Below are 23000 nucleotides of genomic sequence, written 5' to 3'. Positions count from 1 at the left end.
AATGAGAAATGGATTGGATTAGTCCCACTTGGATAAAATTTCGATGATGTCATTTCCAAATCGTTCTACCTTGGCAGGCCCAACACCTTTTGTGGCTTCCAGTTCTGAAAGGTTTTTTGGTTTTCGTTCCGCAATCCGTTTGAGTACAGGATTTTGAAAGACCATAAACTTTTTCCATTTGAGTTGCCTTGCTTTACGATCACGGTAATTCATCAGTTCTCTTAAGATTTGAGAATGTAATGTCGGAACCTTTTTTAGTTTTGTTTGTTTCCCATTCGTCTCATCAGAGTTAGATGATGCTTGTTTGACTTTCGTTTTGGAAAAATTTGACAGGTATAATTTTGGGTATTTGGCACCAGCAACCAAAACCTTTTTTTCTTCCACCCAGGATTCTAGTTTTGCAACAACTGCTTCTTCTGGAATTCCTTCCAATTTTCCATGGAAAGGATTTCGTTCCATTCTGTAACGTAATACATCTTTTGTTCGTTTCCCCACTAAAGTTTTCGCAATGATGTTTTTTCCAAAAACTGCTGGGTGTTCTTTCAAAAAATTTAGAATGGTTTCTTCTTCCCATTCTGAGAGTGGGTGTTCTCTTTTTTCATTTTTTTTCTGAATTTTGACTTTTTCAGATTCTAAAAATTTACTCCGATTGATGCTAACACCTGTTTCCGTACAGATGTCACATTTTCCACAAGGAGAAATTGTTTCTCCAAAATAAGAACAAAGTTGGACTTGCCTACAAATTTCATTGTTTGCATATTCTTTGATATATTTGAGTAAAGTGTCTCCGCCTTTGAAGTTTGTCTCCTTAGACAACATAAAGACTTGGGTGGCTACATCACCTGCTTTGTAAAACAATACACATTCCGATGGTAAGTTGTCGCGGCCAGCACGACCTGCTTCTTGGTAATAGGCTTCGAGTGAGGCAGGAACTTGGTAGTGAATCACCAAACGTACGTCAGGTTGGTCCATACCCATCCCAAATGCATTTGTAGCAACTAAGATGGGAACTTTACCAGAAGAATAGGCATTTTGTGTTCGTTCACGGATCCCATCGGTTCTACCTGCATGGTACTTTCCAACTGAGAATCCGAAGTCTTTTAACAAATCATACACTTCGTCTGTTTTTTTACGAGTTGCACAGTACACAATGGCACGACCAGGGAATTTCCTTCCATCTTTCCAAGGTTCTAGAAGTTCCATCAGTCGGTCAGCTTTGTCTCGTTCTTGGTTTGGGTATTCCACACTGAATTTTAGATTGGGGCGAAAAAAGGTAGATAAAACAACGTTAGGTGAACGCATCCCAAGAGATGATTGGACATCTGTTTGTACTTTTTCTGTTGCAGTCGCCGTAAGGGCTAAAATGGGAAAATTAGGATTGGGATGCCTTTCTCGTAAAACATGAATTTGGCGGTATTCGGGTCGAAAGTCATGTCCCCATTGGGAAACACAATGTGCTTCATCCACTACCAAAGAAAATAATTTCATCTCACGAAAAATTCGTAAAAATCCATTAGAGAGTGCTCGTTCGGGGGATACGAGTAAAACACGAAGTTCCCCTCTGACTGCTTTTGCAAGAATGGTCATTTGTTCCACTTCGTCTTGGGTGGAATTACAGAAGGCTGCTGGAATTCCTTTTGCAAGTAAACTTTCCATTTGGTCTTTCATCAGTGCGATGAGCGGGGATATAACAAGCGTTAGTTTATCTTTTTGGATCGCGGCAGGTAATTGGTAAATGAGAGACTTTCCAGCACCAGTTGGTAAAATGGCAAGTGTGTCCTGACCGTCTAAAACCGATTGAATGGCTTCCCTTTGGCCTGGGCGAAATTCTGAAAAACCGAATTTGGTTTTGAGTTCCGAAAATAGATCCAAAGTAACTCTTAGATTTTTGGGAAATAGGAACGGGTCAACGATAAGATTCTCCCTTTTTGCCTCATTTTTGAATTTTACAGAAACAGCTAACCTAGAAATTGTAACGAAGACCGATGCTTTTTAACACTTTTGTCTTTTTATTATTCTTTCTCATCGTGTATTCGGTCTTTTTATGTTTTGGTTGGTTTGCCAAAAAACAGAAGTGGGCATACCGCGCACAAAACCTTTGGTTACTCTTTGCCTCATATTTTTTTTACGGATGGTGGGAATGGTTTTTTCTCACCCTCATTTTACTCAGCACCATCATTGATTATGTAGCAGCAAGGTCCATTGAATCCTCCCAAAACCAAATGGTTCGGAGGATTTACTTAGCAGTTTCGATTTTTGCCAATCTGGGCCTTCTTTTTACCATGAAGTACTATGATTTTTTTGCGGTGAATCTTGTTGATTCATGGAACCAAATTGCCATTTGGCTTGGTGGGAGTGTTGCCACAGACTCAAGTACATACTTACTCAAAAACATTGTGCTTCCCGTGGGGATTAGTTTTTACACCTTCCAAACGATGTCGTATACGATTGATGTGTATAGACAACAAATCAAAGCTGAACGTGATTTTTTTGATTTTGCACTCTTTGTGAATTTTTTCCCACAACTCGTGGCAGGTCCCATTGAAAGGGCACAAGACTTACTGCCCCAACTCAAAGCACCTAAGTTTCCTACTATGGATGGTGTCCAAAAAGGTTTGTACGATATTTTACTTGGTTACTTTATGAAAGTGTATGTAGCAGATAATTTGGCTACATATGTGGATCAGGTATTTTTTGCAGGTAAATCGTTTTATACCCAAAATCCAGAAATCATCCAAGCAATGGACGGCTCACAAGTGTTTGCTGGTGGATTTTTGTTTTTAACCCAAATTTATTGTGACTTCGCTGGATATTCCTTTATTGCCCTCGGAATCTCAAGATTACTCGGTGTGACCCTCACTGTGAATTTCGAAACTCCTGAATTTTCTAAAACACCTACAGAGTTTTGGAATCGTTGGCATGTAACACTGAATCGGTGGTTTCGTGATTATATTTATATTTCACTCGGTGGTAGCAAGTACGGAAAGTTTGCCCAATACCGAAATTTATGTATCATCTTCTTTTTGTCTGGGCTTTGGCATGGAGCCAATTGGACATTCATCACTTGGGGTTGTTTACAAGGTGTTTATACCATGATTTACCTTGTTGCCTTTTCCAAAAAGAAAGAAGATTTAGGAGATCAAACAAACGAATCTTCAATATCTTTTTCCTCTAAACTTTCACAAATCCTCACGGGTACGTTTAGCCGTGTGTTGGTATTCTCACTTGTTGCATTTAGTGCAGTCGCATTTCGATCGTATGATGCCAATATGATGTTTGTGTACCTTCAAAAATTCGTAAGTGTATGGACTTGGGACCTTTCTCCAAATAATAATGTGAAAAACATGTTTGGGCTTTGGGAAGAATACTTCAAAATTTTCATTCCACTCCTCATCTTAGATGGTATCACATATTTCAAAAAAGAAAGGTATTGGATTTTTTTAACACACCCACTCATCCAAGCGTTTGTATTATCGTTTATGGCATTTCTCATCCTCACAAGGGGAGTATTTGGAAAAGAGGTAATTTACTTTGCGTTCTAAATTTTTAGGCATAGGTCTTACTCTTTTATTCTTTTTGGTTTTAGAAATCACCATACGTGTGACGGGAATTCATTATTTAGAACAACCAGAGATTTTTTTTGTAAACCTAAAGAAAAACTTTGTCGAATCTGGAAAAGGTGATGCCGATATCATCGTGTTAGGTGATTCTAGATCCATGGCACTTGCCGGATATGGAAAAGACGATAAAACAGAATATTCAGTTTACAACCATAGTTTGCCTGCGATGGGACCGAAATATTACCGATTCTTTTTGGACAAATACTTAAAGAAGGGAAACAAAAAACCAAAAATGGTTTTGTTTGCCGCCTCTCCCAAGTTATATGCCACAGGTTATGGTCCTCCGCTGTATGACCCTGATGCAAAAGTTGTGAAGGAAAATGAATCCATCTCAAACTTTATGAAACGGAGATGGAACGAAGGAATAGAAAAAAACTTTTTTAGACCACAAACAAAATCCAATGTGATTAGTTATAGTGGGAAACAAGAAGATGCCAACCAAATCCTTTGGGAGTTTTTTGGTCATAGATATCTCCACCAGTTTACATTTGCCGAATTAGCAGAACAATATTCTGGTGTAGAACGACTGTTTATTTTATCAAAAGCCACACCACTTTTATACGAATCCTACCGATTCCATGGTGCCATTCGAAATGCACTTAGCGGGTCCAATTGGAAAGTAGACAAACAGTACAAAGAAAAATCCATCTTTTGTGAATCCTGCGAAAACATAGAAGCGGGTTTATGCAAACCATCCTCTTCCCAACTCGAAGACAATTTGACCATCGAAGACCAAATCAATCGTCATTTTGGGAAATATAATATTTCCAATCGATTGAAACCAGAGTTAGTTTTATTTTCCAAAGAAATGATTCGAAAGGAATTGGATGCGGAATTAAAGAATCCAAACAATGATTTTAATCCCAATCCAGATTTTGTTGTCTTGGAAGATTTGATCCGTTACACGGAAGAAAAAGGCATTCAATTTGGAATGGTATACTTGCCGTGGATCAAAGAACGCCAAGAATCTCCTGAATCGAAGGCTCTACTTTCCAAGTTAATCATTTTTTTCCAAAACCATCCAGCTACAAAACTCTTTTTCTTTCCCGAATCTTCCTACCCCGCAGAGCGTTTTGTAGATAATATCCATTACGATTGCCGGGGAGAAAAACGGGTAAACGAAGAATTCCGCCAATTTGTTCTCCCTCAGGTCTTTCGTTTTTTATCTTCTAAATAAAAATCCAATTGATTTCCGATTTCGAGTATTGGAGAATGAGGCACTCCATTCGGATAAGAGGAAACCCAATCATGTTTTCGTTTCGAAACATATTTGTTTGTATTCTATCTGCCTATCTCATCGGATCCCCGATACTAGCGCAGAACCGTTATGCGTTGTTCATAGGAACGAACTACAAAGGGAACACTGCCAAAATCCCTGAGTTGAATCTCTGTGAAGCCGATGCGAATTTTTTAAAAGAGAAAATCCAAAAAAAAGGTAACTTCAAGGATATCAAAGTCCTGTTAGGTTCCATGGTAACTCGGGATAATGTCAAAAATGCAATTACCCAAATCGGAAAAGTAGCTGGGAAAGAAGATTCTGTATTTTTGTATTTCTCTGGACATGGGATGTACATGAAAGATGCGAAGGCCAAAAATGGAATGCGTAACTACTTAATTTGTTACGATCGACCGCATATTTCTGATGAAGAACTCAATGAATTTTTAACCGATATCAAATCCCCGAAAACTGTCCTTGTGATGGATTGTTGTTATTCGGGAGGGATTGCCAAAAAAGGAAAAAACACTCGTGGTGCCGCAGAAATTCCCATTGCCCAAGGGAATGACGGGGTGGTCCGTCAAAATGCAGAAGATTATTTTTTCCAAGACAAAGCCGTCATTTCTTCTTCCGATGATGACCAAACTTCCATCGAAGTAGGGGGAACCATCAACCATGGTATCTTCACTTACAATTTTGGAAATGCTCTTGAAAAAGCAGATCTCAACAAAGACAGTGTGGTCACTGCGTTAGAGGCATTTTTTGTCGCAAAAGAAGAAACCGTGAGGATGGCTCGTCAATTCAACCACGAACAAACCCCACAAGTTTCTGGGAATGCTGCAGGGATTTTTCTTTCTGGGGCACCACAACCACAAACCCCTCCACCAAAACCACCGAATGTTGTGGTGAATGTTCCGATCACTCCTGTGGAAACAACCACACCTAACAACAACCAAACCACAACTCCCGTCACACCGGAGCCAGAACCAACACCTGCAAACGAAACCACTGTGGTCATCCCACCGATCACGGAAGTGGAACCACCAGCTCCTCCTTCTGTCTCCACTGGAAACATTCTCATCCGGACATCCATCATCAAAGATAAGTCCTATGGCGGAGCAGCAACGAAGTCTCCTTATGACCTACTGAACAAACAAGGTAAACTGAGATCTTCCACTCCGGAAGGCAAAGTGCGTGCCATTAAAGTGTTAGTCGATGACCTAGAATACAATGCACAGGTAACAACTGAGAAATCAAAGATTTGGGGTTCGATCACAAAAAACGGAACTCTCATCCCTGGTGATATATACAATGTGAAGATAGACAACCTTCCAGCAGGTGTTCACCAAATTGAAATCCGTGCTGATAATTACCCCATCTACAAAACAGCGACTGCGGTGATTCCGAAACAAACGGTGACTGTGGATGCAACGAGTTCTATGGATGGGTTTGGTGCCATTCGAGGGAGAGTTTTCTTCAAAACGTTGGACAATCCGATTGAAAAACACCCAATCTACATGCCAACAGTTGTGTCTACGAACCAAATCTTTAAGGTCACAACAGACAAGGACGGATACTTTTGGTTTACCAATCTAAAACCAGGGAAATATGAAATCAGAGCTAGTTTTATGGAAGAAATGAAACTCGAAAACTCTGAGATTGTCGTAAAACCAGGGGAAGTGACAACGGTTGAGATCATCCTCAATAAAAAATTGAGTTATACCAAAACCAAATACTAAACCAAACCTATACGGAACAGAAAGGAACTGTCTTTTTTGCCAGTTCCTTGGGGAGAAGGCCTTCAAACGAAGGTCTTTTTTTTTGTGAGCCCAGGTTTTCCAACCATCTGCCGGTGTTTTTTTGATTCACCGAGACCCAAAGAAAGGACCTAATTTATATTTACACGGCATAGAAAGGTTCAAAATCACTCAAAATGATTAATATTAATCTAAATTTGATTAATATTAATCCAAAAAGAAAGATTTTTCCCTGGTTTGGGTGAAATCGAGGTTTTTTTCAAGTTTTTGCGATTGAAATTAATCCTTATTTTTGGAATCGTATAGTCATAAAGAAAAAGGGAATCGGAAAAAGAGGTTCCCGATCTAGAGAGGATCACATGAAAACAACAAAAATAATCGCAACAGGGATCTTAGCAATGGGACTTGCAACAGCAAATCTACATGCTTTAGACACAAACGAAAGATTGGAGCTTTTGGAGTCTGCTATGATTGAACAAGCAACAACTCCAGCGCAAAAATCTGCAGTTTCAGAATACCTTGCGAATGTTGCGAAAGAAAAAACAGAATTGGCTCAAGCTCTTCGTGATAGAGCTGGATCAACTCGAGGTGGTAAAGCTCTTAGCCAAATGAACGAGAAGAAAGAACTTCTTCGCCGTGCTGAGGCTCTTGAAAAAGAAGCTAAAAAATACCAAACTGTCTCTATGGACATGCGTGCAGAGTCCATGCAGGTAGCTCACAACTAAGCACTCAATTTCCAATTGAGTCTCGCGAGAAAGGTCAGGTTCGCCTGGCCTTTTTTTATGCCCTGTTGATAAATGCTTTCCAAACTATCTAACTATGTGACATAATCAATATATGGTTGACACCCCCCAAGAAATCAAAGAAAAACGATTTGGGCGTGTGATTCCGATCCTCCTTGTTTTCTCAGGGCTTTTGGCTCTCGGATTGGTATTTCGATGGGGTAGGCCAGTCAAACCAGTTGTTCGTGTGGAATGGGAAGGCCAAAAGTACCTAACTCCATCGGACCTTATGGTTTACTTAGGAACGGATGCAGAGTCACCCAATATAAGTGATTGGAAGGATTGGGAAACAAAACTCTCCCGTCATCCTCGGATCAAAAAAGTTCGAATCACAAGAGATCCAGATGGATTTCTATTGGTTCATATAGAGGAGAAAGTCGCAGAATTTGTCATACATGTAGGAAGTTCTTTATACGAAGTGGATGAAAATTTGGAGATCTTATCCAAAGACCAAGTTTTAAATACCCATTTAATTGTCATTAGTGGGAAATTCGTTGTAGGTGAACAAAAACTAGAAGGCAGACAGATTTTTGATATTACCAAAGAAATGCGATATGCCCTATCTCTTTACCCTGCTCTTTCCACTCGAATTTCCGAACTTGTCGCTGAACGTGACGGTAATTATACAATGTACTTAAAATCACCTAAATCAATGAAAGTTTTTATTGGTGATAAATTAGAATTAAACGTATTTCGTAAATTATATGCATCTCTTGCTTATATGGAAGCAGAATCCATCAAAGCAGTCTCTATTGATTTGAGGGGAGAAGACGCAGTATACCATTAATATGATTGAAGATGATGCACCTATCATAACTGCTTTGGATCTCGGATCTTCTCTTATCAAAGTTGTCATTGGACGACTATTAGGAGATCATGAAATTGAAATCATTGGAACAGGCGTTTATCCTTCTACAGGGATCAAAAACGGTTCTATTGTTAATATTGAAACCACAACTAAATCCATCATAGAAGCGTTTGGTGATGCAGAACTCATGGCTGGCCAAGAGATAACATCAGTCGTAGTGAATGTTTCTGGAAAATCAGTACATGGATTTAATGAAAAAGGAATCATTGCTGTTACAAACAGAGAACGGATTGTAAGTGAGATGGATATTATGCGTGTCGTGGAAGCAGCACAAGCTGTACATGTTCCCAATGACCAACAAGTGATTCATGTCCTCACAAAAGAATTCAAAGTAGATGACCAAGTGAATATCAAAGATCCAATAGGGATGACAGGTGTTCGTTTAGAAGCCGAGGTTCATATTGTATCCTGTGGAAATACAGCTCTCAATAATATTGATCGTTGTGTGGAACAAGCAGGGCTTTTGCAAATGGATAAAGTTTTATCTAGCCTTGCCTCTTCAGAAGCGATTTTGACAGCTGGTGAAAAAGATTTAGGAACAGCAGTTGTCGATATTGGCGCAGGCATTTGTGATATCATCATTTATGTGGATGGGGGAATCGCATTTTCCTCGGTTGTTCCGTTTGGTGGATTTCATATCACAAGTGATATTTCCATTGGGCTTAAGACCACTGTAGAAACAGCAGAAATCATCAAAAAACGATACGGCCATACAAGAATTGATATGGTGGACCCAACAGAAAAATTTGAAATTCCATCTATATCAGGTAGACCATCTCGTTCTGTTTTCCGCCAAGAACTTGTTGAAATTTTAGAACCAAGGGTTCGCGAAATTTTAGAAATGATCGATCATGAACTGGTACGTTCAGGGTATAAGTCAAGTTTGGCGGGAGGAGTGATCCTAACAGGAGGCACTTCTTTATTACAAGGCATTGAATCCACTGCAGAAGAAGTATTTCGGTTGTCAGTAGGACGTGCAAAACCAGCAGGAATGAGTGGCCTTGTGGAAAGAATTGCAAGCCCTGAATATGCAACTGCGGTTGGCCTGATCAAATACAGTTCAAAAATACAAAACTTGGAACAAAAAAACATGCATTCCGTTTCCGATGGAGAGGGATGGATGAAGAAGGTTCGTCGTTGGATGGAGAATAATCTCTAAGGAAAAATGAATGTTATACCTAGAAGAAGAAAAAACTAGCCCAGCAATTATCAAAGTCATTGGTGTAGGTGGTGGTGGAATGAATGCCGTCACAAGAATGGTACATTCCAAAATGACAGGTGTTGACTTCATTGTGATGAACACCGACGAACAAGTATTACTCAAATCCCCCGTTGAAGTCAAAATCCAATTGGGGAATAAAGTAACCCGCGGTATGGGTGCTGGTGGTGATCCAGAACTCGGAGAAAAAGCAGCCTTAGAAGATAAGGAACGGATTGTATCTGCTTTAAAAGGTGCCGATATGGTGTTTGTCACTGCCGGTATGGGTGGTGGAACTGGAACAGGTGCTGCTCCGATCATTGCAGCCATTGCAAAAGAATTAAAATGTTTAGTGGTTGGTGTTGTGACTGTCCCTTTTTCATTTGAAGGGAAACGAAGAGCAGAACTTGCCAAACAAGGGATTGACCAACTCCGTGCGAATGTAGATACCCTTATCACCATTCGTAATGATTCTATTTTCCAAGTAGTCGATAAAAATACCCCTGTGGACATGGCCTTTCGAGTGATCGATGATATCTTGTTAAATGGTGTTCGTGGTATCAGTGATATCATCAACCATCCAGGAATCATCAATGTGGATTTTGCTGATGTGAAAACCATCATGAAAGACACGGGTGATGCGATTTTGGGAGTAGGGGAAGGGCGTGGGGAAACACGTGTTTCTGAAGCGGTGGAACAAGCGATCAACAATACCTTGTTAGAAGATTCTAGCATCCAAGGAGCTAAATCACTTCTCATCAACGTAACTGGTGGAAACGATCTCACCATCCATGAATGGAATGAAGTTTCTCAAATCATCACTGCACAAGCAGATCCCGATGCCAATATCATCATTGGTCTCAATGAAGACCAAAGCCTATCCGACCAAATCCGAGTGACAGTGATTGCGACTGGTTTTTCTAAAAAAGGAAAACAATACCAGAGAGAACAAAAGGTTGTAGGGTCTGAAGAGTCGATTTCCCCTATGGTATATCTCAAAAAATCCGATGAAAAAGAATCTGGATTTTCCAAAGAATCAGATGTCCCGAGAGGGATTCGCCAAGGGAATCGAAGTTTTGGAGCCCAAAAACAATCCTCCCCATTTCAAAATTATGGAGAGGATTATGATATTCCTGCTTTTTTACGTAGGAAAAACGATTAATCTATAATAAGAACTGTTAGTTGGAGTAGGATCTCACCGATACGAATAAGGGTTTTCCTTCTTCCACTAACAATTTTCTCGGTGCACTTGTCACAACAGAACCAGGTGATTCTACTTTAAAATCATATTCACCTGGTGCCAAAAAGATTCGTTTTACTTGGAAATTGGAAGGAATAGTCCTCCAACAACGTAGGTCAGGTGCGATGGTTTGTGAAACTGCAAGACCTGCAGCAGCCCCAGCAGCAACACGAATGAGACCAGAAACAAGGTCATTATTTTTCCCTTTTCCACCAGACTCAATGGCTCTTGCCATGGCTTCCGATGCAATTACCGCTGCGACTACCTTAAGGGATAAGGAAGTTAAGTTTTTGGTGATGAGAGCTTTGTAGTTCTCATTAAAATTGTTCATCGCTGTTTCGGAGTAATTGTTCATAATGTCGGAATACCCAACATCCACTCCATTGATGTAATATCGTTTGGGAAGGGAACCTTTAGGATCTCTTTCTTTATAAACAGGAATTGGATTCTCTGCTACAGAAAGTGCAGCTATGGCTCCTGCGAGGGAGGCACCAGCTCCTTTGGCACGCAGACCTACTTCTACTGCACCACGAAGGGCAGCAGAAAAATATTCGTCTTCAATGAGGCGTCCTCTAGACATCTTGATCGCAGATTTTCCTGCTTCGTGAATGATGATGACTTCTGAAAGTTTTTCATTTTCAGGTGAAGTCCTTTGCATAGAACGATTGTAAGCTTGTAAGCTAGATCGACCTGCAGAATATTTCGATTGGTCTGAGGAATCTCCTTCTCGGTAAGCTAACATATATCTGTCGGCTATTAAGTTTTGGCTTTTGCCGATGAGTTGTTCCATATTTTTGTATTGGACTCTTGCGTCATTATAACGACCAAGTTTCTCAGATACATACGCATCGATGAGACGAGCTGCATTGTTTTGGCGGTATTCTGCTGCCAAAAAACGCATTTCTTTCAGTTCAAAATCCAATCGTCTGAAATAAATTTTTGCGTTATTAGTGTCACCTTGTAAAAGGTAATTGTTAGCAATGTAAAACTTAATCATTACCCTTTCAAAATCTTCCCCGGTATAATTGGATTCGTTATCGGAAAGGATGAACGAAAGTCCAGACCGCGTCATACTGACTTTGATATTGTCTGCAATGTCTTCTGCTTCTTTGAAAACTTTATTGGAAGTGACGTAGTCACCTTTGGTATGAAAGATCATACCAGCTTCCATCAAAAATAGAAGTTTGTCCTTATTGGATGAACCTTCAAACAGTTCTCTAATTTTAGGAATGGCAGAATCATAATCCTGACCATAGTATGCTGATTCGGTTGCTTGGATGACTTTGTTGTAATCACTGGCACAACCGAGAACGAAAAGAAAAAGAAAGAGAAATGATTTTTTCATGCAATAGTGGAAGGGATTACCAACTAACCCCTTTGTTTCCTCGAACTGCTAATTTTCTATACGATACCTTTTCTGACCAAACCGCAATGGTGGTTTCCACTTCTACGAGTTCGATGTTAATCGATTGTTCCACGATTTTTTCTCCATTCGAAGTGAACATGTTTTCATTGATGTCACAACGAACAAAAAAGTTAGGAGATTTTAGTTTTCCAATGGATAAACGATTGGAAGTGAGTCCGGACAAACTGAACTGAATTTCATTGAGAGATTGTTCTCTATTTTTTGTGCGTACTGTGTATATTTTATTTTTGATGAGTTTAGATACAAACGCATTGTCAAAAAGTTCTGTTTGGATTTGTTCCGATGTATCGTTACGTGTAGGGAAGTGTGCCACAAATACACCTTCTTCATGTGGGTTTTCTTTGAAATACTCCCCAATTTGGCCTGCTAATTTTTCGGCCGCTTTCACCAATTCTTGGCTAGTCAGTCCACCTGAGTCGGAGATATAATCATCAGCATTGTCGAGTCTTTTGGGACTGGAACTGCATTGGAATAAGAATCCTACTAAGAGAAAGGAGAATAGAATTTGTTTCATAACCCCACTTATATGGGGGATGGAAACATGTCTTGTCAATTCCAAAAATCCGATTTCAATTCCTCGATTTTAGAACTACGATAAAAAGTTTTTTCCTCTTCGGACATTTCCTTCATTTCCCTTTCGTACAGTAACTCGACAACCTGTCGGTAGAAGGAAGGGCTTTCCCAGGATTGGATGTCCCATTTTTCCTGTTGGTAAAGTGTTTCTTTTTTACGAAGGAAAATTCGTTTTCGTTCCCTTGCATAACTATAGGGATTTCTCTGAACGTAATCTTCCAAAAAAGACAATAAAATCACGGGAGGAGAAGTGGGGTGTTTTGGAAAAAGTAATTCACTTAAAAATTTAGGAAATATTTCATCTTTTAGGCGGTTTACGGCCGTTAGTTTTTCATATTGGGAAAGTGAAGGAGAAGATTCAATTTCCAAACTTTTTTCCTTCCAATTCATAAAAGCGACATAGACAGCATATAAAACATGCCCTCTTTCATCTGGAAATTCTTGGAGTAAATAACGATATGTTTCTTCTCTGTCTCCATTCCAGAGATAGGATTCCTTCCCACGAATCGTTTCCAAAAAATCCCTAAGGTCACTTGGATACCCTGGACCTTTTAGGACCTCTGGGCGATTTTGTAACCTCTGCCAATAGATCTCGGAATGTGAATCAAAAGAGGATTCTTTGGGATTCTCTTTGTTTTTTTTGAGAAAAAGGATATAGACAAGACCACCAAGTAAGAAGGAGAGTAGAATTGTGATGAATAGGATGAAGATGGTTTTCTTTTTGTTCATTGGCATTGTGTGTATGGACTTTGCCTGTACGAAAAAATCCAGTGAAGATTCAAATTCAGAACTTTTGAGTACGTTACTCACTCAAGGGAGCCCTGTGCAATCTGCTTGTCAAAGATTTATTCTGACAGAATCAAATTGTGTGGCAGTAGCTGACATAAGTACAAACGTTTGCCCAGGTCTTATCTCCAAATTAAAAGCACAGATCCAACCAAGAGAATTGAGTACGGATTCAGTCGCTGTCTTGTATTTTGATTGTTTTTCGAAAATTAACTTAACTTATAATATTGCAAAAGCATGTAACCAGAGTTCATTTGCCTCCAATTCCGAATATAGAAGAGTCCAACGTACAGGAACTTCCTCTGCGGAAACTTCATGGCAAGAAGCAATGAACCAGTGTGGTTCTCTTGAGAATTCCGTTCCACCCGTTGATTCGGGACTTCGTGAAACAGACACCGTACTCGGGTCTGACCCTTTCCAATGATTGTTAATAGGAGTATAAAATGTCACTAGTCACTAAAGACCAATTGGTTCAAAAATTAAATCCGATTTACCTTCCTCATGAAATAGAAGAACGAATTCTTCCTTTAGCAGAAGAAATCAATCGATTGAAAAAAGAAAAAAATGCAGTGATCCTAGGTCATAATTATATGACACCCGATGTATTTTGGGGAGTGTCCGATATCATTGGTGATTCTTTGTATCTTTCCAAAATGGCGAAAGAAACAACTGCCTCAATGATTTTGTTCAATGGTGTTCATTTTATGGCTGAAACTGCCAAAATTTTATCTCCTGAAAAAAAGGTTCTCATTGCCGATCCCAAAGCAGGTTGTTCTCTTGCTGAATCCATCACACGTGAGGATGTCAAAGCTTTAAAGGCAAAATACCCTGGTGTACCTGTTGTTACGTATGTGAACTGTTCGGCGGAAGTGAAGGCAGAAACAGATGTTTGTTGTACTTCAGCAAATGCCGTACAAATTGTAAATGCTGTGGAAGGGGATACGGTTATCTTTTTACCGGATGAATACTTAGCAGGCAATGTTCGCAACCAAACGACTAAAACGATCATCTCACATCCTGGCAGATGTATGGTTCACGAAATGTACACTCCAGAAGATATTCGCTCCACAAAACGTTTGTTTCCTGGTGGAGTCACTGTCATTACTCACCCTGAGTGCCATGAAGATGTCGTTAAAGAAGCAGATTTTTCTGGTTCGACCTCTCAGATGGTTGATTTCATTCGGAAGAGTAAAACTGATAAAATCATGTTAGTGACAGAATGTTCGATGGGAGATAATTTACGTGCCGAATTCCCTGAAAAAGAATTTGTATCTACATGCCAAACATGCCCTCACATGAAAAAAATTACTTTGGAAAAAGTAAGAGATGCATTATTAAAAGAACAATTTGAAATCTTTTTGGACGATGAGGTGATTTCACTTGCCCAAAAATCTGTAAATCGTATGTTAGAGTTGAGTTATAAAAAATAATATGTTTAGAGTTGGAAACGGAATCGATTTTCATAAATTAATCCATGAACCATTTCGCCCCCTTGTCCTTGCGGGTGTGGAAGTGAAATCGGAATTTGCTTTTTTGGGTCATAGTGATGCGGATGTAATTTTACATGCAGTGGCAGATGCTATTTTAGGTGCATTGGCCCTTGGTGATATTGGGGTTCATTTCCCTGACACCGACCCACAGTATAAAAATATGAAATCCTCTGTGATCATTGATAAATGTTTAGAACTCCTAGAGGAAAAAAAATTCAAACTCATCAATGTAGATTGTACATATGTTGGTGATCATCCTAAAATAAATCCCATCCGTGCCGAACTGAATGCATCTTTGGCACAAATCACAAAACTTCCGTTAGACTGTGTTTCCATCAAGGCAACTACTTCGGAAGGGATGGGAGCTTTAGGTAGAAGTGAAGGTGTGATGGTGATGGCAACTGTGCTCGTTGAGAGCACAAAAAAACACCATTAAAATCGTTTTTCTTTTAAAGTGGCGATGTGGTTTAAATCTGCATCGCTAAAGAATAAAAACAAAAGTTTAGAAAGGAAATTGGGAGCCGTTTGGATTTCCAAAATTCCGTGGATACGAACGCCGTTCTCAGTCGGATCCAGTTGGTAGGTCTCTTTTAGAACTTCGTAATGTTTGAAACCTTGGCTTTCGATTTGGAAAGAAATTGTCGGTGTATTTGTGACAGAAGTTGTTTTGCATTTCACCGTTTCCCCCAAGGATTTAGATTCCCATTCTTCTCCCACTACAGGGGCTCGAAAGGATTTTGGTTGGAAGGATTCATACAAATTCTTTAGGGTTTGGTCAGGTTTTAATTTTACCTCCCAATGACGCTCCAAACGAGTTTCCTTTTGACCTAAGACGGCAAAAACAAAAACAAAGAGAAAGATTCCAAAAACTCTTAGATACCAAATCATATCTCCATTGAAAAATCTATTGCCTAGGGATCGATTGAAATTTATTTTTCTCCTACCGAAGGGGAATCTTCGAGAGGGTTTAGCCACTGCATTCTGCTAGAGAAATATCATCAAAACGAGTATCAGGCCTCATCCAAGTCTATGAGCGTGAACAAAATCTATCGATTCACACGAACCCTTTTCCTGATATCTTAGATGATACCACCTACAATCGTATCCTTAAAGATCCCAATTATTGGATTTCTCAGTCCTTAGAAGATAAAATCATCCAACAAATTTCCACTTCATTAGATATTTCAGGAATTTTGTACCATGTGGGAACGGAAGCATTGATTACAAATGCCTATGATTTGTTGCCACTTGATGATTCTAGGATTGATTTAGTGGAAATGATTTATAGGTTACCTATTTTGATTGGTCGCCTAACAAGAGCAGTCTACTTAAATGTAAAACCGATAGCAGACAAACATGTGAAATTCGTTTTTACATACCTTCCTGAGTTCCAAGAAAAATGGTATGATGCAGTGTTTTTCCAAGGCATGTTAAATGGCCTTGCTGTTCTCTTTGAACTCAAAGAATTTAATATCCGAATGACAAAAACCAAACTTTTTGGCATCCACGTTTCTCACAAAGAATTGGGTGAGGAAATACAATTTGGTTCCGACGCCAATGAATACGAATTGGAATGGAAAGATGAAGTTTTGTATTTGTCTAGATCACATCTAACAAAAGAAAATGTTTCATCTCGCCATCGTGTAATGGTTACCTCTCGCTCAGAAACAACATTGGAAGAGATGTCAATTGTTGATGTAAGAGATGTTGTCGGTAAATCACGTGAACTTGCGATTGAAAATCGTGATTTGGAAGCTGCTGTTGAAGTACTGAAGTCTTTCAAACAAGAGTTAGAGAGAAAACAACTCTCGATGGCAAAGGACCTTCGCCTTGCAAAAAACATCCAAAAGGGTTTGATACCTGAAATAATCCCTGATTGGAATGGGATTCAATTTTGGACGGGATTTAGTCCCATGCAAGAAGTGAGTGGAGATTATTATGATTATTTTCCATACCATACTGATAAGTTAGGTGTTGCTGTTTGTGATGTGTCAGGTCACGGAGTTCCTGCTGCCTTTATCACTGCACTTTCGAAAATGTTATTTTCGAATTTTAAAAAGCCAAAACCATCCGAAACATTTAAATTAATCAATCGTGAGTTATTAGACCTTGTCAAACAACAAGGTTACACCACTTGTGTTTACCTTCTCATCCACTCTGACTACAAAGTTGTGTATTCAATTGCAGGACATCCAAGACCTATTTTATTCCGCCACCGAACTGGCAAAGCAGAGGTCTGTGAAGGTGAAGGAACATTTTTAGGAATGTTTCCTGATGCAGGAGATACATACCGAGACTTACACCTCCAATTAGAACCTGGAGATAAATTATTCTTATACACAGATGGATTAACAGAAGCTGAAAATGATCATGGCCATGCATTCGGAGAAAGTAAACTTTTACAATTGATTGAAGAAAATGCGAATGCCACAATCCAAGAGACAGTTGAATCCATTATGAACCATCATAGAGAGTTTACGATGGGAACAGATGCAATGGATGACATCACTTTACTTGGATTACAGTTGTCACCACGACTAGAAGAGTTTCATCAGATAAAACGACAAGGTGACAAGGCCTATCACCAAAAAGATTACCAAACTGCAGTCAATTGTTATGAAAAGGCACACCAAATTTTACCAAGAGAACTGAATACCCAATTGGCATATGGAAAAGCTTTGGCATACTACGGAAAATTTGATGAAGCAATTGGGATGTTGGAATCTTATAATAAATTTAAGACCAACCATTTTAAATCACATGCAATTTTAGGTTATTGTTACTACCAAGTGGAACAATACGAAAAAGCCGAATTGGAATGGAAAAAAGCTTATTCCATTAATGACTCAAACTTATCTAATTTATATAATTTAGCACAACTTTATCGCAAATTGAATCAAAAACAAAAAATGAAAGATGTGATCGATAAAATGAAATACATTGAATCCACGTATTTACATATCCTTCCACTGGAAAAAAAGTGGGAGTCATTGCCAGATGAATCGAATTAAGCTTATTTTACTTTCTCTTTGTTTGTTTCATTTTAGTTTTCCGAGAGACCATAGTTTCCATTCTGATTTTAGCTTGGAGTGGTGTTACTTTGTCGGCCAACTCCAGACCGAATCTGGAAATTCATACGGATACGAACTTTCTTTTTTTCGATTGAAGTTTTCTGATGGTGAAAATTGGAATCCTGAAGTATTTCCTGTTCATTTTGCAATTTCAGATCTTACGGGACGTAAACATAAAACTGCACAAACCATCAAACGGAACTTAACTGGTCTTGCTGGTTATGATCAAAGTAGAATTTTTAGCGGTGAATACGAATTTCAAATACTTTCCAAAGATAAATTCTTAATCAAAGCAAAACCAAAATCAAATGAAATCGCAATTGAATTCACTTTAGAAGGGAATGGAAACATTTTATCCCAAGGAAAAAATGGAATTTCCATTAAATCAAAACGAAACCCAAATATATTTTCGTATTATTATAGTTATCCGAGACTAAAAACCAAAGGCCAATTGGTTTTTTTGGGGAAACAAGAAACCATTGTATCGGGAGACTCATGGATGGACCATGAGTGGAGTGAAAAATCATCTCAAAACATTCCTACATTAGCAAAAGGCCAATCAGGTTGGGATTGGATTTGCCTAATGGATGAAAAGGGTGGAGACTATGTTTTTTTTCGGTTTAGAGAATCTCCAGAACAAACACCTGAAATATTTGGGACGTATCGTGATGCAAAGGGCAATGTAACCTATTGGAATGATCCAAAAGATATCCAAATGGTTCCAACTGGATCTCCTTGGAAAAGTAATCAAACGAAAATCACATACCCTTTACATTGGAAAATCAAATACCCTGGAGGTGAGTGGATTGTTTCTCCCATATTCAATGAACAAGAGTTTGATGGCAGTGATTCTACAAAAACCATCTATTGGGAAGGGGCAGTTTTGGCCAAAGATCCAACGGAAAAAAAGTCAGCCAAAGGATATTTAGAATTGAAAGGTTATCAAAAATCGAAAGACTGGTGGGAGTTCTAAGCCATGTGGAAATATTTTTTAAAACGATTTTTATTAATTTTTCCGACTCTATTAGGAATCACTTTTTTAGTTTTTCTCATCTCACATTTTGCACCTGGTGGTCCATTAAATAGTGAAATTGCAAAGCTCAAAGGTGCGGGTAATTTAGCTGGAGCTTCTACCAAACAAATTTCCCAAGAAGAAATTGAACTCATCAAAAAAAGACTTCATTTAGATAAACCAGCCCCTGTTGCCTATTTTTATTGGTTAAAACAAATTGTTCAATTTGACCTTGGAGAATCCAGGCTTCACTCAAGAAAGGTTTCTGATCTCATTGTTGAAAAACTTCCAGTGTCTTTGTTTTTTGGACTGTCTGGTTTTTTTCTTACCTACTTTATTTGTATCCCTCTTGGAATCCAAAAAGCACTGAAAGAAGGCAGTCATTTTGATTTCATTTCTAGTTTTATTATCTTTTTTACGTATTCATTACCAGTTTTCGCCTTTGCGATGTTACTATTGTATTTGTTTGCTTCTGGAGAAGTTTTTTCTTTTTTTCCATTGGGACATGAAGTATCGGATTTTTATGAGGATTTAAGTGTTTGGGGTAAGGTAAAAGATAGATTGGCTCATATGTTTTTACCTGTGATTTGTTATGTAGTTGGTAGTTTTGCTGTCCTTACATTACTCATGAAAAATAGTTTGTTAGATCAAATCGCAAAAGAATACGTACGCACTGCGATTTCCAAAGGTCTTAGTTTTTCAGATTCCATTTTTAAACATGCATTCCGAAACTCACTCATACCCATTGCAACGGGATTTGGTAGTAATTTAACTCTAATATTTTCTGGATCCTTATTCATTGAACTTGTTTTTAACATTGATGGTATGGGTTTACTTAGCTTTGAAGCTGTTAGAGAAAGGGATACCGATTTAATGATGGGCCTACTCCTCGCACAAAGTTTTTTAGGTCTCATTGGCAAAATTGTCTCAGATTTTTGTTATATTTTAATCGATCCGAGGATTGATTTCGAATGAAATTTATATCAAACCCAGCAAACATTCGTAAGTGGGAAAAATTCAAAAAAAATAAAAGAGCCTATTATTCATTACTTGTACTCTTTTATACATATCTTATTTCTTTGTTTTCCCCACTTCTCATTAACAACAAACCATTGTTTGTATTGTATGAAGGTTCGGTTTCGTTTCCCATTTTCCTGTTTTATCCAGAAACCAAATTTGGTGGGAATAATTTAACGGAACCAAATTATAAAAAGTTAAATCGAGAACCAAGGTTCCAAGATTCTTCCAATCGAATGGTGTTCCCACCAATCCCATTTGGTGTGAATGAAGATAATTTAGATAGTTTAGAAGAAGGAACAAATCCTCCTTCCAAACCAACATTTCGGCATTGGATGGGGACAGATGACCGTGGGCGTGACGTTTTCACGCGTATTGTTTATGGGTACCGATTGGCGATGACATTTAGTTTGATCCTCATCGTCGTTGAAATTTTACTCGCTTCCTTTATTGGTGGGGTTCAAGGTTATTTTGTTGGAAGATTGGATTTATTTTTGCAAAGGATCATTGAAATTCTATCAGCAATTCCATTCCTCTACTTGATCCTCATCATGGGTTCTTTTTTTGGTAGGGGATTTTTGGTTTTAATCGTCACTTATGGATCACTCAGTTGGATTGGACTTAGTTATTATATGCGAGGTGAGTTTTTAAAGCTCCGCAAACAACAGTTTGTTGATGCTGCAAAAACTTTGGGCGCCTCTCCCTATTCCATCATTATGCGTCATATGTTACCAAATTCACTTACACCACTTGTTACCTTTTTACCATTCATTTTGATCTCAGCAATTTCTGTTTTATCAGCTTTGGACTTTTTGGGTTATGGAATCCCTGCTCCTAATCCATCTTGGGGTGAACTTATTGGGCAAGGAAGAGAACGTTTAACTGCTTGGTGGCTCATTACCTTTCCATCGGTTGCCTTATTTCTAACGATATTGTTCTCTGCTTTTGTGGGAGAGGGTTTACGAGATGCTTTTGATCCAAAAGATAAGGTGGTTTACGAATGAACCCCAATGAGAAAGCCATTGAAGTAATGGATCTCAGTGTCCAAATCAAAACGGATGATGGAACATTGCCAATTGTCAGCGGAATTAGTTTTCACTTAAACAAAGGGGAAACATTGGCACTTGTCGGTGAATCCGGCTGCGGAAAATCCATTACTTGTTTGGCATTAACGAAATTATTGCCTTCTAACACTACCATTTATCCAACGGGTTCCATCTTGTTTGAAGGAAACAATTTATTAGAATCTTCCAGTGAAAAACTAAGGTCTGTTCGTGGAAGGGAAATTGCGTATGTATTCCAAGAACCTTTTTCTTCTCTCAATCCATTACACAAAATTGGCGACCAGTTAATTGAAAGTTTTTTATTACATGGACTTGGTTCTAAAGAAGAAGCTGAAAAAAAGGCAATTTATCTATTGGAACGAGTTGGAATCACAGATGCAAAACATCGATTGGAACAGTATCCTAACCAATTTTCTGGTGGGATGTTACAAAGAGTTTGTATTGCCATGGCACTGATGTGTGATCCAAAAATTCTGATCGCAGATGAACCTACAAGTGCTATCGATGTCACCATCCAACTCCAGTTAATCGAATTACTGAAAGAACTAAGAAAAGAACATGGAATGTCAGTTTTATTTATATCACATGATATTGGTCTAGTGAGTCATATTGCAGACCGAATTGCAGTAATGTATGCAGGTAAAATTGTGGAACAAGGAAGTGTGGATATGGTGATAGATTCACCTAAACACCCTTATACCAAAGCCTTAATCTCTGCATATCCAACTCATGAAAATATTGGAAAAAAATTAGTTACCATTGAAGGAATTGTTCCCTCACCAAAATCGTATCCTAGTGGTTGTCGGTTTCACACTCGTTGTAAAGAAAAATTAGAAATTTGTAATGCATCAATCCCGAAACCAACAGTAGTGTCTGACTCGCAAACAGTGGAATGTTTTTTATATGGAGGAAAAGAAAGTGCTTAATGTAACGGACTTAGTTGTTTCTTACAAACAATCCCAATCTCTTTCCTTTTCTACTAAACGCCTGGTGGCAGTCGATTCTGTAAATTTTTCCATTCCGAAAGGAAAAATATTGGGACTTGTTGGTGAGTCGGGTTGTGGAAAATCAACTATCGGCCGTGCCATTCTTTCTCTACTGCCAATTGACAAAGGTTCTATTCAATTTGAAGACCAAGATATCACAAACATTTCAAAAGAAGAACAAAAACTTTTGAGACGAAAAATCCAAGTTGTTTTCCAAGACCCTTATTCTTCATTAAACCCCCGTTTCACGATAGAAGAAATCATTACAGAAGGTTTACAAATTCATTTTCCAAAATTGAGTTTGGCTGAGAAAAAAGAAAAAGCAATCAAAGCTTTATCAGAAGTTAGTTTACCAGTGGACATCTTACATCGGTACCCACATGAATTCAGCGGAGGACAAAGGCAAAGGATCGCCATTGCTCGTGCATTAATCTTAGAACCAAATTTAGTCGTATGTGATGAAGCTGTATCTGCTTTGGATATATCCACACAAGCCCAAGTCATTAATAACCTTCTTTTTTTAAGAGAAAAATATGGATTATCCTATTTATTCATATCACATGACTTAAATATCGTAAAACATGTTTCAGATCGGATTGCCGTGATGTACTTAGGCCAAATCGTAGAAGAAGGGAGCCGGGATGAAATCAGCAATAATCCTCTCCACCCATATACAAAGGCTTTATTTTCCGCTAGTTTTGATTTAAAACAAAGAAACAAAATTTCAAAACCTCTTGTTGGGGAAATCCCAAGTATTATGAACCAACCAAAAGGTTGCCGGTTTCATACAAGGTGTCCGATTGCAAAAGAGATTTGCAAATCAGAAGAGCCAAAGGAAATTTATCCTTCGGAACTACATCGTGTGAAATGTCACTTTCCGATGTTATGAATTAG

General features: G+C 38.6%; 21 protein-coding genes. 16 read left to right on the top strand and 5 right to left on the bottom strand.

Going from position 1 to position 23000, the window contains the following annotated elements; genetic code table 11:
- Nucleotides 1-18: 18 nt before the first annotated feature.
- On the bottom strand, nt 19-1872 hold the full coding sequence (locus tag ND855_RS14900; RefSeq protein ID WP_265358994.1) for a RecQ family ATP-dependent DNA helicase: 1854 nt from the start codon (nt 1870-1872) through the stop codon (nt 19-21).
- 113 nt (nt 1873-1985) lie between these two features.
- Between ND855_RS14900 and ND855_RS14895 the strand changes: the two genes are divergently transcribed.
- The 7 genes from ND855_RS14895 to ftsZ all read left to right on the top strand — a co-directional run bounded on the left by ND855_RS14895 (nt 1986) and on the right by ftsZ (nt 10603).
- Nucleotides 1986-3542 carry an MBOAT family O-acyltransferase gene (locus ND855_RS14895; RefSeq protein WP_265358993.1) on the top strand — a complete coding sequence of 519 codons (1557 nt, stop codon included), beginning with the start codon at nt 1986-1988 and terminating at the stop codon, nt 3540-3542.
- On the top strand, nt 3532-4797 hold the full coding sequence (locus ND855_RS14890) for a DUF1574 domain-containing protein (RefSeq protein WP_265358992.1): 1266 nt from the start codon (nt 3532-3534) through the stop codon (nt 4795-4797). The genes ND855_RS14895 and ND855_RS14890 overlap by 11 nt, the downstream gene beginning before the upstream one ends.
- 71 nt (nt 4798-4868) lie before the next feature.
- Nucleotides 4869-6575 carry a caspase family protein gene (locus ND855_RS14885; protein WP_265358991.1) on the top strand — a complete coding sequence of 569 codons (1707 nt, stop codon included), beginning with the start codon at nt 4869-4871 and terminating at the stop codon, nt 6573-6575.
- Nucleotides 6576-6952: 377 nt separating this feature from the next.
- The gene (locus tag ND855_RS14880; protein WP_100725439.1) at nt 6953-7318 is read left to right on the top strand and encodes an LIC_10421 family protein; all 366 of its coding nucleotides are present in this window, start codon (nt 6953-6955) and stop codon (nt 7316-7318) included.
- Nucleotides 7319-7430: 112 nt separating this feature from the next.
- The gene (locus ND855_RS14875; protein WP_265358990.1) at nt 7431-8162 is read left to right on the top strand and encodes a cell division protein FtsQ/DivIB; all 732 of its coding nucleotides are present in this window, start codon (nt 7431-7433) and stop codon (nt 8160-8162) included.
- 1 nt (nt 8163) lies between these two features.
- Nucleotides 8164-9402, top strand: coding sequence for a cell division protein FtsA (gene ftsA / locus ND855_RS14870; protein WP_265358989.1), 1239 nt, complete (start codon nt 8164-8166; stop codon nt 9400-9402).
- 10 nt (nt 9403-9412) lie between these two features.
- Nucleotides 9413-10603: a cell division protein FtsZ gene (gene ftsZ, locus ND855_RS14865; RefSeq protein WP_265358988.1), complete on the top strand. Its 1191-nt coding sequence runs from the start codon at nt 9413-9415 to the stop codon at nt 10601-10603.
- A gap of 16 nt (nt 10604-10619) precedes the next feature.
- Here the strand turns inward: ftsZ and ND855_RS14860 are convergent, their stop codons facing one another.
- Genes ND855_RS14860 through ND855_RS14850 form a run of 3 tightly spaced genes read right to left on the bottom strand, consistent with a single transcriptional unit; the run spans nt 10620 to nt 13415 of the window.
- Nucleotides 10620-12026 (bottom strand): hypothetical protein, encoded by a 1407-nt coding sequence (locus tag ND855_RS14860; RefSeq protein WP_265358987.1) that lies wholly within the window; start codon nt 12024-12026, stop codon nt 10620-10622.
- 16 nt (nt 12027-12042) lie between these two features.
- Nucleotides 12043-12621: a penicillin-binding protein activator LpoB gene (locus tag ND855_RS14855; protein ID WP_012387350.1), complete on the bottom strand. Its 579-nt coding sequence runs from the start codon at nt 12619-12621 to the stop codon at nt 12043-12045.
- Between the two features lie 35 nt (nt 12622-12656).
- Nucleotides 12657-13415: a hypothetical protein gene (locus tag ND855_RS14850; protein ID WP_265358986.1), complete on the bottom strand. Its 759-nt coding sequence runs from the start codon at nt 13413-13415 to the stop codon at nt 12657-12659.
- A 7-nt stretch (nt 13416-13422) separates the two neighbouring features.
- Between ND855_RS14850 and ND855_RS14845 the strand changes: the two genes are divergently transcribed.
- The 3 genes from ND855_RS14845 to ispF are packed head-to-tail and all read left to right on the top strand — an operon-like array spanning nt 13423 to nt 15392.
- On the top strand, nt 13423-13890 hold the full coding sequence (locus ND855_RS14845; RefSeq protein WP_407658723.1) for a hypothetical protein: 468 nt from the start codon (nt 13423-13425) through the stop codon (nt 13888-13890).
- Nucleotides 13891-13909: 19 nt separating this feature from the next.
- Nucleotides 13910-14896 (top strand): quinolinate synthase NadA, encoded by a 987-nt coding sequence (nadA, locus tag ND855_RS14840; RefSeq protein WP_265358984.1) that lies wholly within the window; start codon nt 13910-13912, stop codon nt 14894-14896.
- A 1-nt stretch (nt 14897) separates the two neighbouring features.
- A complete protein-coding gene (gene ispF, locus ND855_RS14835; RefSeq protein ID WP_265358983.1) occupies nt 14898-15392 on the top strand; it encodes a 2-C-methyl-D-erythritol 2,4-cyclodiphosphate synthase in 495 nt (164 codons plus the stop codon).
- Here the strand turns inward: ispF and ND855_RS14830 are convergent.
- The gene (locus ND855_RS14830; protein ID WP_265358982.1) at nt 15389-15844 is read right to left on the bottom strand and encodes a hypothetical protein; all 456 of its coding nucleotides are present in this window, start codon (nt 15842-15844) and stop codon (nt 15389-15391) included. The two genes, ispF and ND855_RS14830, sit on opposite strands and share 4 nt — an antisense overlap.
- Nucleotides 15845-15975: 131 nt before the next feature.
- Here ND855_RS14830 and ND855_RS14825 point away from each other — a divergent pair, with 131 nt between their 5' ends.
- The 6 genes from ND855_RS14825 to ND855_RS14800 are packed head-to-tail and all read left to right on the top strand — an operon-like array spanning nt 15976 to nt 22995.
- Nucleotides 15976-17967: a SpoIIE family protein phosphatase gene (locus tag ND855_RS14825; protein WP_322113576.1), complete on the top strand. Its 1992-nt coding sequence runs from the start codon at nt 15976-15978 to the stop codon at nt 17965-17967.
- Nucleotides 17954-19000, top strand: a complete 1047-nt coding sequence (locus ND855_RS14820; RefSeq protein WP_265358980.1) for a lipocalin-like domain-containing protein — start codon at nt 17954-17956, stop codon at nt 18998-19000. The genes ND855_RS14825 and ND855_RS14820 overlap by 14 nt, the downstream gene beginning before the upstream one ends.
- Nucleotides 19001-19003: 3 nt before the next feature.
- The gene (locus ND855_RS14815; protein ID WP_265358979.1) at nt 19004-20014 is read left to right on the top strand and encodes an ABC transporter permease subunit; all 1011 of its coding nucleotides are present in this window, start codon (nt 19004-19006) and stop codon (nt 20012-20014) included.
- Nucleotides 20011-21060, top strand: a complete 1050-nt coding sequence (locus tag ND855_RS14810; RefSeq protein ID WP_265358978.1) for an ABC transporter permease subunit — start codon at nt 20011-20013, stop codon at nt 21058-21060. Before ND855_RS14815 ends, ND855_RS14810 begins: the two co-directional genes overlap by 4 nt.
- Nucleotides 21057-22046 (top strand): ABC transporter ATP-binding protein, encoded by a 990-nt coding sequence (locus tag ND855_RS14805; protein ID WP_265358977.1) that lies wholly within the window; start codon nt 21057-21059, stop codon nt 22044-22046. Before ND855_RS14810 ends, ND855_RS14805 begins: the two co-directional genes overlap by 4 nt.
- Nucleotides 22039-22995: an ABC transporter ATP-binding protein gene (locus ND855_RS14800; RefSeq protein ID WP_265359416.1), complete on the top strand. Its 957-nt coding sequence runs from the start codon at nt 22039-22041 to the stop codon at nt 22993-22995. The genes ND855_RS14805 and ND855_RS14800 overlap by 8 nt, the downstream gene beginning before the upstream one ends.
- Nucleotides 22996-23000 lie beyond the last annotated feature (5 nt).

The organism is Leptospira paudalimensis (genome assembly GCF_026151345.1).
Taxonomy (GTDB): domain Bacteria; phylum Spirochaetota; class Leptospiria; order Leptospirales; family Leptospiraceae; genus Leptospira_A; species Leptospira_A paudalimensis.
The sequence above is the reverse complement of the archived record's forward strand: the minus strand, read 5'-3'. Positions and strand labels throughout refer to the sequence as shown.